The sequence below is a fragment of the Castellaniella denitrificans genome (assembly GCF_027214045.1).
GTDB classification, from domain to species: domain Bacteria; phylum Pseudomonadota; class Gammaproteobacteria; order Burkholderiales; family Burkholderiaceae_B; genus Castellaniella; species Castellaniella denitrificans_A.
In genome coordinates, this window is the sequence record NZ_JAPWHE010000003.1 from 108168 (window position 1) to 119013 (window position 10846).

General features: G+C 64.2%; 10 protein-coding genes. 6 read left to right on the forward strand and 4 right to left on the reverse strand.

The annotated features are described in order from the left end of the window. Positions 1 to 122 precede the first annotated feature (122 nt). Together O4H32_RS06320 and O4H32_RS06325 are read right to left on the reverse strand one after the other, a co-directional pair. Positions 123 to 1181 carry a TRAP transporter substrate-binding protein gene (locus O4H32_RS06320; RefSeq protein WP_269357698.1) on the reverse strand — a complete coding sequence of 353 codons (1059 nt, stop codon included), beginning with the start codon at positions 1179 to 1181 and terminating at the stop codon, positions 123 to 125. 201 nt (positions 1182 to 1382) lie between these two features. Then, positions 1383 to 2288 (reverse strand): LysR family transcriptional regulator, encoded by a 906-nt coding sequence (locus O4H32_RS06325; RefSeq protein WP_269357918.1) that lies wholly within the window; start codon positions 2286 to 2288, stop codon positions 1383 to 1385. A 121-nt stretch (positions 2289 to 2409) separates the two neighbouring features. Between O4H32_RS06325 and ychF the strand changes: the two genes are divergently transcribed. The 6 genes from ychF to O4H32_RS06355 all read left to right on the forward strand — a co-directional run bounded on the left by ychF (position 2410) and on the right by O4H32_RS06355 (position 9394). After that, positions 2410 to 3501, forward strand: coding sequence for a redox-regulated ATPase YchF (gene ychF / locus O4H32_RS06330; RefSeq protein WP_269357699.1), 1092 nt, complete (start codon positions 2410 to 2412; stop codon positions 3499 to 3501). Positions 3502 to 3628: 127 nt separating this feature from the next. Further along, the gene (locus tag O4H32_RS06335) at positions 3629 to 3949 is read left to right on the forward strand and encodes a nucleotide pyrophosphohydrolase (RefSeq protein ID WP_269357700.1); all 321 of its coding nucleotides are present in this window, start codon (positions 3629 to 3631) and stop codon (positions 3947 to 3949) included. Beyond that, positions 3946 to 6138, forward strand: a complete 2193-nt coding sequence (locus O4H32_RS06340; protein ID WP_269357701.1) for a DNA/RNA helicase domain-containing protein — start codon at positions 3946 to 3948, stop codon at positions 6136 to 6138. Before O4H32_RS06335 ends, O4H32_RS06340 begins: the two co-directional genes overlap by 4 nt. Positions 6139 to 6404: 266 nt before the next feature. Next, positions 6405 to 7406, forward strand: coding sequence for a linear amide C-N hydrolase (locus tag O4H32_RS06345; RefSeq protein WP_269357919.1), 1002 nt, complete (start codon positions 6405 to 6407; stop codon positions 7404 to 7406). Positions 7407 to 7506: 100 nt separating this feature from the next. Beyond that, the gene (locus O4H32_RS06350; RefSeq protein ID WP_269357702.1) at positions 7507 to 8736 is read left to right on the forward strand and encodes an MFS transporter; all 1230 of its coding nucleotides are present in this window, start codon (positions 7507 to 7509) and stop codon (positions 8734 to 8736) included. A gap of 28 nt (positions 8737 to 8764) precedes the next feature. Next, entirely contained in the window at positions 8765 to 9394 is a 630-nt protein-coding gene (locus tag O4H32_RS06355) for a MiaE family protein (protein ID WP_269357703.1), read from the forward strand. Between the two features lie 44 nt (positions 9395 to 9438). Here the strand turns inward: O4H32_RS06355 and O4H32_RS06360 are convergent, their stop codons facing one another. Continuing rightward, a complete protein-coding gene (locus O4H32_RS06360) occupies positions 9439 to 10050 on the reverse strand; it encodes a LysE family translocator (protein ID WP_269357704.1) in 612 nt (203 codons plus the stop codon). Positions 10051 to 10052: 2 nt separating this feature from the next. Beyond that, positions 10053 to 10694 carry a trimeric intracellular cation channel family protein gene (locus O4H32_RS06365; RefSeq protein WP_269357705.1) on the reverse strand — a complete coding sequence of 214 codons (642 nt, stop codon included), beginning with the start codon at positions 10692 to 10694 and terminating at the stop codon, positions 10053 to 10055. Positions 10695 to 10846 lie beyond the last annotated feature (152 nt).

A 10846-nucleotide genomic window follows, 5' to 3' on the forward strand; every position in this document is an offset into this window, starting at 1 on the left:
CCCCCCCCCCCGCCGCCGCGCCGGGCGGGCGCGCTCCGCCCCCGGGGGCGGCCCCCCCGGGGGGCCCCCCCGCCCCCCCCCCCCCCCCCCGGGTCTGGAGACGCGGCGCGGGCCGCGTCCGCCTACTTGGACGCGGTGATGCCCACGATCTTGCCGATCGTGCCGTTGAAGTCTTGGACGCACTGCGCGGAGCAGCGCGCGGCCCATTTCGGCACGATGGTCTCGGCCAGGACCTTCTTGAGCAGCGCCCGGTCGGCTTCGGACGGCTGGACCAGCGTCATCTTGCCCTTGACCGCCTGCTTGCAGGCGGCGGCGCCAGTGTTGCAGTCGTAGCCTTGCTGCGTCTCGGCGGCGGCGTCGGCCCAGATCTTCTCGAACATCGTGTCCAGGTTCTTTTGCAGGAAGTCGCGGACCTTGGGATCGAGCTTGTTCCAGTACGCCTTGTTGGCTGCGTGGATCTGCTGGTTCCAGTTGATCGGCAGGGCGTACAGGTGCGTGCTGACCTCGTACCATTTGGCCGAGTAGCCCGACATCGAACCGGTGATGGCGCAATCGACCACGCCGTTCTGCAGGGCCGGCACGACTTCGCCGAAGGGCAGGGTCACGCTGCTGCCGCCGAAGGCCTCGACGAACTCGGCCTGGGTGCGGCTGCTGGTGCGTACTTTTTTGCCCTTGAGGTCGGCCAGGCCGTTCATGGCGCCGTTGCAGAACAGCACCTGCGCCGGGTAGGACGAGAAGCCGAGCACCTTGATGTTCTGCTTGTCGTAGAAGGCCTCGTAGGCGGGCTTGTAGGCGTCGGTCACCTGCTTGGCGATCGCGGCGGTGGGCGCCAGGCCGGCCAGGTCGATGGCCTCGTTGATGGGATTGTCGCTGGCGAAGTAGGCCAGGGTCGAGGTGCCGACCGGGATCACGCCCTGCGACATCAGGCGCAGCATTTCCGGACCCTTCAGGCCCATTTCATTGAAGCCCTTGATGGTGGCGGTGACTTGCCCGTTCGACAGCTCGGGCACGGTCTTGGTCCAGAAAGGCTGTTCGAAGTTCTGGTAGAGCGTCAGGTTGCTGAGCGCGCCCGCGACCTGGATCTGGGTCTTGGGCAGGCCGTCCACCTTGTCTTGCGCGACGGCGGCGGAAGCGAGCAGGACGGCGCCTGCGGTGAGCGTGATGGTGGCCAGGTGCTTCATGGGGTCTCCTCGGGATGTCGAGTGCATGGAATGGGTGGCATGCCCGGATTGCACCGTGGCGGACCCGCCGCGTCCAATCATCAATCGGCATGCCTGGTCATAACGGATTCTTATCGTTCAGTAAAAAACCATTGTTTTATAAGGGTTTAATGGCCTCTTCCGAGATTCGATGTGAATACCTGACAGGCGGCTGAATAGGGGTTATCCCTGATGATCGCGCGCGCCCGCCTTGTGGGCGATTTCCTGCGCCAGCCGCGCGACGGTCAGGGCCGTATGGCTGTCGGGCGTGTCCAGCCAGCAGGCGTGGAAATCGATGTCGGGCAAGGTGGTGTCGGTGCGCAGTATGCACAGCTTGCCCTGCCCCAGTTCCTCGGCGATCACGGCGGGCGCGATCACGCAGGGCCCCATGCCGTGGCGCGCCATGTGGACGATGGTGCTGAGCGACGCGCTGCCGTACAGGCGGGGTTCCTTGATTCCCGCGTCCTGCAGGATGCGCTTGACCGCGTGGTGCGGGACGCTGGCCGGCGGATAGGTGATGATGGGATAGGCCGCCAGTTCCTTCGCCTTGACGGTGCGGCCGTGCAGGCGCAGGCTGGGGCTGGCGATCCAGGCCAGGGAATAATCCCACAGATGCAGGCTGTGTTCGCGCGGATCCTGGGATGTGCCCACCAGCATGGCCAGGTCGATCTGGTGCGACAGCAATTGCGAGCGCAGCACATGGCTGGTGTCCACCTGCAGTTCCACCACCAGCGCCGGATGCCGCTGGTGCAGCCGTTCGAGCAGTTCGGGCAGCCAGGTGTGCACCAGGGTCTCGGCCACGCCCAGGCGGAACAGGCCGCGGATCGGGGACGCCTGCCGGGCGGCCGTCAGCATCTCGGTGCGCATGTCGATGATGCGGCGGGCGTGGGACAGCAGCTCCTGGCCCTTTTCCGTCAGCTTGATGCCGCGCGCGCTGCGCTCGAACAGCCGCACGGACAGCGACGATTCCAGCGCCGCGATGCGCTGCGAGATCGCGGGCTGCGTGGTGTGCAGCTTTTCCGCGGCGATCCGGAAGCTCTCGACCTCGGCGACCCACACGAAGGCTTCGATGTGCTTGAAATCCATGATTGGACGAGGGAAGAAGCGTCTACCCGCAAGCGGGGGAAGATGTCAATGGGCGGGGTACAATCGCGGTTTCCCCAGGACGGGCCCCGGGCCCGTCTGCCGATACACAAGGATAATCGAATTCATGGCACTGCAATGCGGCATCGTTGGCCTGCCCAACGTCGGCAAATCCACCCTGTTCAACGCCCTGACCAAGGCCGGCATCGCGGCGGAGAACTATCCGTTCTGCACCATCGAGCCCAATGTCGGCGTGGTCGAGGTGCCGGATCCGCGCCTGGCGCAGCTGGCCACCATCGTCAAGCCTGAGCGCATCGTGCCCGCCGTGGTCGAATTCGTGGACATCGCCGGCCTGGTGGCAGGCGCGTCCAAGGGCGAAGGCCTGGGCAACCAGTTCCTGGCCAACATCCGCGAGACCGACGCCATCGTCCACGTCGTGCGTTGCTTCGAGGACGAGAACGTCGTCCACGTCTCCGGCCGCGTCGACCCGGTGTCCGACATCGAGGTCATCAACACCGAACTGGCCCTGGCCGACCTGGCCACCGCCGACAAGGCCCTGCAAAAGAACCGCAAGCTGGCCAATTCCGGCGACAAGGAAGCCATCCGCCTGGTGGCCCTGCTGGAACGCATCGTGGCCGTGCTGGACCAGGGCAAGTCCGTGCGCGGCCTGGGACTGGACGAGGACGAGCAGGCCCTGGTGAAAAGCTATTGCTTCATCACCGCCAAGCGCGCCATGTACGTCGCCAACGTCAAGGACGACGGCTTCACGGACAACCCGCACCTGAAGGCGGTGCAGGACTACGCGGCGGCGGAACACGCCCCCGTGGTCGCCGTCTGCGCCGCCATCGAGGCCGAGATCGCCGACCTGGACGAAGAGGACAAGACCGTCTTCCTGGAAGACATGGGCATGACCGAGCCCGGCCTGGACCGCGTCATCCGCGCCGGCTACCAGTTGCTGGGCCTGCAGACCTATTTCACCGCCGGCGTGAAGGAAGTCCGCGCCTGGACGATTCCCGTCGGCGCCACCGCCCCCCAGGCGGCCGGCGTCATCCACACCGACTTCGAACGCGGCTTCATCCGCGCCCAGACCATCGCTTTCGACGACTTCATCGCCTGCAAGGGCGAGCAGGGGGCCAAGGAGGCCGGGAAAATGCGGGCGGAAGGCAAGGAGTACGTGGTGAAGGACGGGGATGTGATGAATTTTTTGTTTAACGTGTGACCGCAGAGCCTGGACGCTGGGCTTGCCTTGCTCGGGCCAGGGGCATTGAATGCGGGTTTAAGTACAGGGGCCGATGTACCAGGGGATCATTCTTGACGGTACGTCAACCCTGAAAAGGATTGAGGAAATGGACCGGATACTGCGAAGGTTGCGACAGTTTCGCGATGATCGCGACTGGCAGCAGTTTCATAATCCCAAGGACTTGGCAGTGGCCCTGAGCATCGAAGCCAGTGAGCTGCTGGAGGCTTTTCTATGGAAATCGCCCGAAGACGCTGATCCCGAGAAGGTCAAGGAGGAACTGGCGGATGTCCTGGCCTACGCGCTGCTGCTGTCGGATGCTTACGGGTTCGACATCCAGCAAATCATTCTGGATAAAATCGAGCGGAACGAGGAAAAATATCCGGTCGACAAAGCCCGGGGCAGCGCAAAGAAATATAACGAGCTATGAGCCAGCCGGACCTTGTCGAAGTCAATCGATACGGGTTTTCCGCAGACGACTTGGCAGCCATCCAGGCGAATGCGTACGCTGTGGATCATTGGCCGCTGGTATACGTTCTCAGCGACGGTGCCGCATGCAACGCTTATGTCGGTGAAACCACCGACACGCTCACCCGGCTGAATACCCACCTCAAGCATCCGTGCAAGAAACAGCTGACCACGGTGCACCTCATCAGCAGCGAGCGCTTCAATAAATCCGCGACGCTCGATATTGAGTCTTCCCTGATCAAGTACATGGCGGCCGATGGCCGCTTCAGGCTGTTGAACGGCAACCTGGGCCTGGTCGACCACAACTACTTCCAGAAGAACGAGCTTTATTCGGCGATTTTTCGGGAAACCTGGGACAAGCTTCGGAGACAGGGTATTGCATCGCATTCCCTGGAAGCGATCGACAACTCCGATGTCTTCAAGTATTCGCCCTACAAATCCCTGTCATTCGACCAGCGCAGGGGCTTGCTTGGAATCATGCAGGCGTTGTTGGATACCGGACTGAAGAACCTGGTTGTCGAAGGTGGTGCGGGAACGGGAAAATCCGTCCTGGCCATATTTCTGTTCAAGCTGATCCATACCGACAATACTGAACTGGATTTGCGTGAATTTTCCGAAGAGGAAGCCGAACTGCGCGAACTGCTGGCGCGGTTCAAAAAGCTTTATGCACAGCCGCGCATGGCCCTGGTCGTGCCGATGAAATCCTTCCGTGAGACCCTGAAGAAAGCGTTCAGGAATATCGTCGGCCTGCATCAGGACATGGTTATCAGCCCTTCAGAACTGGCACGACAGTCCTACGATATCGTGCTGGTGGATGAATCGCACCGGCTGCGCAAACGGGTCAATTTAGGGTCTTATTACGGCGCCTTCGACAAGGCCTGCGCAGCCCTGGGATTGGACAAGAGCACATGCAGCGAAGTCGATTGGGTCACCCGGCAGTCAGGGAAAGCCGTCTTTTTCTACGACGCGGACCAATCCGTTAAACCGTCCGATGCCAATGCCGGCGATTTCCAGACCATCAAATCGTCGCCCGACTCGAAGGTCATGAGGCTGGTTTCCCAGTTCCGGGTCCAGGGAGGTCGGCACTATGTGGAGTTCCTCGACGATCTTCTGAGTGTGCGTCTGCCTGACAACGGGAAATTCCATTCAAAGAAGTACGAGTTTCTGATGTTCGACGATATATCGGACATGGTGAGGGAGATCGGTCGACGGAATCAAACGCATGGCCTTGCACGCCTGATCGCCGGCTATGCCTGGCCCTGGAAATCCAAAAAAGATCCGGGCGCATATGATATAGAGATTAAAGATATTCGGTTGCGCTGGAACAGGGTCAACATTGATTGGATCAACTCGCCAAATGCCGTGAATGAGGTCGGCTGCATCCACACCACCCAAGGCTATGATCTGAACTATACGGGTGTCATCTTCGGCCATGAAATCCGCTATGACGCGAAGCTGGACCGGATCATCATCGACAAAGCCAGTTACCACGACCGCAACGGCAAGCAAACCATCAATGATCCGGATGAGCTGAAGCGCTACATCCTCAACATCTACAAAACCATCATGCTGCGCGGCATCAAGGGGACTTTCGTTTACGCTTGTGATGAAGGCCTTCGCAGCTACCTGAAGCGGCACATCCCCGTTTATAAATCCAATGTTGTCGCGCTGGCCAGGCCGTCTGAAAAGCTGGAGCCTTACGTCAATGCAGTTCCACTCTATGACTTGCAGGCCGCCGCCGGGGGGTTCAGCGAGCTCCAGCATGTCGAGCATGAACACTGGGTCTTCGTCCCGCCAGGCATGGCGGTGGGAAGGAATATTTTCGCCTGTCGGGTGGTCGGCGAGTCGATGAACGAGATTATTCCGAATGGCGCCATCTGCCTTTTCCGCATGAATCCTGGTGGCAGTCGAAACGGGAAGATCGTGCTGGTCGAGTGCGCCGATATCCAGGATGGTGATTCGGGTTCACGATATACCGTCAAGGAATATCAGAGCATCAAGATTGATACCGAAGACGGATGGCAGCACCAGAAAATTCTCTTGAAGCCCCGCTCCCACAATCCCGACATGGCGACGATCGAGCTCTGCGGCGACGATGATGATGAGCATCGTTATCGTGTGGTTGGCGAGTTTCTGAACGTGATCGAGTAAGAGGATTTTGAGGGGCGAACAGGGTCCGGCAGGGTTTGCAACGGGTGTTCCAAGCACCGCACATTCCGCGGCGAATCAGTCTGTAATCTCCGCATGAGTCGCGGCGATCCTCGCCCCAAACCCCCCCATCCCCCACCTTCCCGCCCCCCAGACCGCCGCCCTGTTATAAACCCTCATCGACAGTCGAATGAGGTGCCTCGATGACCGCCCGGAAACGTTCCATCCCGATCCTGTGCGCCGGCCTGCTCGCGTTCGCCGGCCTTCAGATGGCGCCGGCCGCGCAGGCGTGCACGCGCTTCGTCTACCTCGGCGCCGGCGATCAGGTGATCACGGCGCGGTCCATGGACTGGAAGACCGACGTCGGGACGAACCTGTGGGCGTTCCCGCGCGGCATGCGGCGGTCCGGAGAGGCGGGGCCGAACTCGATCGAATGGACGTCGAAGTACGGCAGCGTCATCGCCTCCGGCTATGATGTCTCGACCACCGACGGCATGAACGAGGCCGGACTGGTCGCCAACGTGCTGTGGCTGGTCGAGTCCTCTTATCCCGAATACGATGGCACGACGCCGGGGCTGTCCCTGGCGGCCTGGGCGCAATATGCTTTGGATAATTTCGCCACCGTCCAGGAGGCGGTCGACGGATTGGCGAAGGAGCCTTTCACCCTCGTCACCGACCGGGTGCCGGGCGAAGACCGGCTCGCCACCCTGCACCTGTCCCTGTCGGATGCCAGCGGCGACAGTGCCATCGTCGAGTACATCGACGGGCGGCAGGTCATCCACCACAGCCGCGATTACCAGGTGATGACCAATTCCCCGGTGTTCGAGCAGCAGCTTGCGCTGAACGCCTACTGGCGGCAGATCGGCGGCACCGTCATGCTGCCGGGCACGAACCGGGCCTCGGACCGCTACGCGCGCGCCGCCTTTTACGTGAACGCGATTCCAAAGAGCGAGCGCCCGGCCGAGGCGATCGCGAGCGTCTTCAGCGTGATCCGCAATGTGTCCGTGCCCTACGGCATCACCACGCCGGACCAGCCCAACATCTCGTCCACGCGCTGGCGGACGGTCGCCGACCAGAAGCACAGGCGCTATTTCTTCGAGTCGGCGCTCACGCCGAACGTCTTCTGGGTCGATCTGGAGAAACTGGACTTTTCCGAGGGCACCGGCCGGGTGATGAAGCTCGAGCTCGGCCCCGACCAGACGCGGATCCACGCGGGGATGGCCAACGACCAGTTCGTGCCGGCCAAGCCGTTCCGGTTCCTGGGGCGCTGACCGTGCCGTGGCCGCCGGCCGCGTGCCGCGCCGGCCAACTGGGGTAAGCTAACGCCTGCGGACCCGTTGGGCCCACGTGAACGTTTCCGGCCCTTTTCCCATGCCCGCCTTTCCATCCCCCGACGCCGACGGCCATTACCGCCTGACCATCCCCCTGTTGCTGACCGTGGCGCTGGTGGGGGTGTTCGCCTTCATCCAGGTGTATTCGGTGCAGTCGATCCTGCCCGAACTGCAGCGCGACCTGAACGCGACCGTGGTCGAGATCGGCAATGCCGTGGGGATGACGGTGCTGGCGGTGGCGCTGATCTCGCCCTTCATCGGCATGCTGTCCGACGCCCTGGGGCGCAAATGGCTGATCACGGTGTCCGTGTTCGCGCTGGCCGTTCCCACCGCGCTGATGACGCAGGTGCAATCCGTGCACGGCTTGCTGGTGCTGCGCTTTCTGCAGGGGCTGGCGGTGCCGGGCGTGTCGGTGGTGGCGATCGCCTACATCGGCGAGGAATTCCGCGGCGCCGCGATGGTGCGGCTGGTCACCGGGTACGTCGCCGGCTCGGTGCTGGGCGGTTTCCTGGGCCGCTTCCTGATGGGGCACCTGACGGAATTCATGGCCTGGCGCACGGCCTTCGGGGCGATGGCGGTGATCAATCTGGCGGGGGCCTGGCTGGTGTGGCGCGGCCTGCCGCCGTCGCGCCATTTCGTGGCCAATCGCCGGATCTCCGGCAACCTGGCGACGCTGGGCCAGCTGTTGCGCAACCCCGCGTTGCAGGTGGCGTGTTCGCTGGGTTTCACGGTGCTGTTCGCCCTGGTGGGGCTGTTCACCTTCGTCAACCTTCACCTTGCGGCCGAGCCCTATCGTTTCAGTTCGGGCGATCTGGCCAATATTTTCACGGTCTATCTGCTGGGGGTGCTGGTGACGCCGCTGGCGGGGCAGGTGATCCCGCGCATCGGCTCGCGACGCACGGTGCTGACGGCGGTGGCCTTGTCCGCGCTGGGCGTGCTGGGGTCGCTGGCGGCGCCGGTCTGGGCCATCGTGATGGCGCTGGCCGTGACGGCCTGCGGGGTGTTCGTGACGCAGTCGGCCACGATGAGCTTCATCGCCCACCGGGTCACCCACGGCCGTTCGCTGGCCAGCGGCCTGTACTACGGGGCGTATTATTGCGGCGGTTTCGCGGGTGCCTGGGCCTGCGGCATTGCCTATACGCTGGGCGGCTGGCCCGGCACCGTGGCCACGCTGTGCGCCGTGCAGGCGCTGGGATGGCTGATCGCCTGGCGTTTCATGCCCGGGCTTGCGCGGCCCCTGGGGTCCGGCGGGCCGGCACGTCCTGAATGATCCCTGTGCGCCCGCCTCGAAAGCCCCGATGAACCCGCCCGAACTGCCCGCCGACCTGCTCGATTTCCTGCCGTGCCCCACGCCCGATGCCTGGGTGCGGGCCGCGCTGGCGCGCCAGGATGTGCTGTTGCTCGACCACCGCAATTGCGAACTGAAGGCGGCGGCGACGGCGATGAGCCTGATCGCGCGCTATGGCCAGGACGCCGAGCTGTCCGCCGCCCTGTCGAAGCTGGCCCGCGAGGAACTGGTGCATCACGAGCAGGTGCTGCGCATCCTGAAGCGGCGCGGCATCGCCTTGCGGCCGCTGACGGCCAGCCGCTATGCATCGGGTTTGCGGGCGGCGGTGCGCACCCATGAGCCGGCGAAGCTCGTCGATACGCTGATCGTCGGAGCCTTCATCGAGGCCCGCTCCTGCGAGCGCTTCGCCGCGCTGGTGCCGCACCTGGACGAGGAACTGGCGTCGTTCTATGCCGGGCTGCTGCAATCGGAAAGCCGCCACTACCAGGGCTACCTGCGCTTCGCGCGGCGTTTCGGCGAGGCGCGCGACGTGGAGCGCTCGGTGGTCCGGATCCGCGAGGCGGAGCGGGAACTGATCGAATCGCCGGACGCGGAATTCCGTTTTCACAGCGGCTGTCCGGCCGGCGGCGCGGCGGCCTGACCGCGCGCTGTCCGGGCCCGGACCGGAGCCACACGCCGCCGCGGCTACATCCCAGAACTGCCGACCTTGGCCGCCAGGCCCAGCAGCACCACGCCGATGGCGCGGTCGAACCAACGCAGGCGGGTGCGCAGCCATTGCAGCATGCGCGGGGCCGAGAACAGCGTGGCCACCAGGGCGAACCACAGCAGGGATTCGGCCACCAGCAGGGTCCAGACGACGGCCAGGTGCGCGCCGCCCAGGTCGGGGGTGACCGCCTGGGACAGGATGGAGCCGAAATACAGCATGGCCTTGGGGTTGAGCAGGTTGGTGAAGAAGCCTGTCACGTAGGCGCGCCGCCCGCCCAGGGCGGCCGAGCCCGACTCGGGCATGTGGCCCTTGGACCGCAGGCACTGGATGCCCAGCCACATCAGGTAGAGCGCGCCGGCGATGGACAGGGCGCGCGACAGGCCGGGCAGGGCGGCCAGCACCAGGGTCAGGCCCAGCAGGCTGACCAGGGTGTAGACGCCGATGGCGCTGGCGACGCCGGCCGCCGCCCACAGGCCGGCGCGCCGGCCCGACACGATGGACAGGCGGGTGACGACGGCGAAGTCGGGGCCGGGCGACACCAGCGCCACGGCATGGATGGTCAGGATGAGCAGCAGGGTATGCGCGAACATGGTCAGTGAAGGTTTTTGGTGTAGACGAATTTCGGCATGCTCCAGCCGAAACGCAGGGCCAGCAGCCGCAACGCCAGGCCGATCGCCAGCGCGCCGCCCGTGACGGCCTCCTGGCGCAAGTCGAGCGTCAGGCCGCCGACGTACAGGGCGCCCGCGACGATGGACACCGTGGCGTAGAGTTCGGCGCGGAACAGCAGCGGGACTTCGTTGCACAGCACGTCGCGCAGCACGCCGCCCACGCAGCCGGTGATCATGCCCGAGACGATGGCGATGCCCCAGGGCAGGCCCAGGCCCAGCGCGATGTCGCAGCCGATCACGGTGAAGACCACCAGGCCGACGGCGTCCAGGAACAGGAACAGGTGCCGCAGCGAATGGATGAACCGGGCCAGCGCGATGGTGACCAGGGCCGCGCCGCCGGTGATCAGCAGGTAGGACGGATGGGCGACCCAGGACAGGGGGTGGTGGTTCAGCAACAGGTCGCGCACCGAGCCGCCGCCCAGCGCGGTGATGCAGCCCAGCAGGCACACGCCCAGCCAGTCCATTTCACGCCGCCCGGCGGCGAGCGCGGCGGTCATGGCCTCGGCGGCGATGGCGACGAGAAACAGGGCGTGCAGAAGTTCGTTGGTGATCGGGCTGCTGGACAAGGAAAGGCTCCGGTAAGGCGATCCGGCAAGCGTATCGTCCCCGGCCGCGTCGCGCAACGTGTCCGTCCTGGCGTCCTTGCTCCCCGCAGGCGGCGGCATTAAAATCCCGTCGTTTTCATTTTCCGGAGTGCCTCCTGTGGACTTACCCAGTC

What these genes read in the sequence shown, in the direction of transcription:
- O4H32_RS06320 (WP_269357698.1), bottom strand. Translation starts at nt 1,181, where the DNA reads ATGAAGCACCTGGCCACCATCACGCTCACCGCAGGCGCCGTCCTGCTC.
- ychF (WP_269357699.1), top strand. Translation starts at nt 2,410, where the DNA reads ATGGCACTGCAATGCGGCATCGTTGGCCTGCCCAACGTCGGCAAATCC.
- O4H32_RS06335 (WP_269357700.1), top strand. Translation starts at nt 3,629, where the DNA reads ATGGACCGGATACTGCGAAGGTTGCGACAGTTTCGCGATGATCGCGAC.
- O4H32_RS06340 (WP_269357701.1), top strand. Translation starts at nt 3,946, where the DNA reads ATGAGCCAGCCGGACCTTGTCGAAGTCAATCGATACGGGTTTTCCGCA.
- O4H32_RS06345 (WP_269357919.1), top strand. Translation starts at nt 6,405, where the DNA reads ATGGCGCCGGCCGCGCAGGCGTGCACGCGCTTCGTCTACCTCGGCGCC.
- O4H32_RS06350 (WP_269357702.1), top strand. Translation starts at nt 7,507, where the DNA reads ATGCCCGCCTTTCCATCCCCCGACGCCGACGGCCATTACCGCCTGACC.
- O4H32_RS06355 (WP_269357703.1), top strand. Translation starts at nt 8,765, where the DNA reads ATGAACCCGCCCGAACTGCCCGCCGACCTGCTCGATTTCCTGCCGTGC.
- O4H32_RS06360 (WP_269357704.1), bottom strand. Translation starts at nt 10,050, where the DNA reads ATGTTCGCGCATACCCTGCTGCTCATCCTGACCATCCATGCCGTGGCG.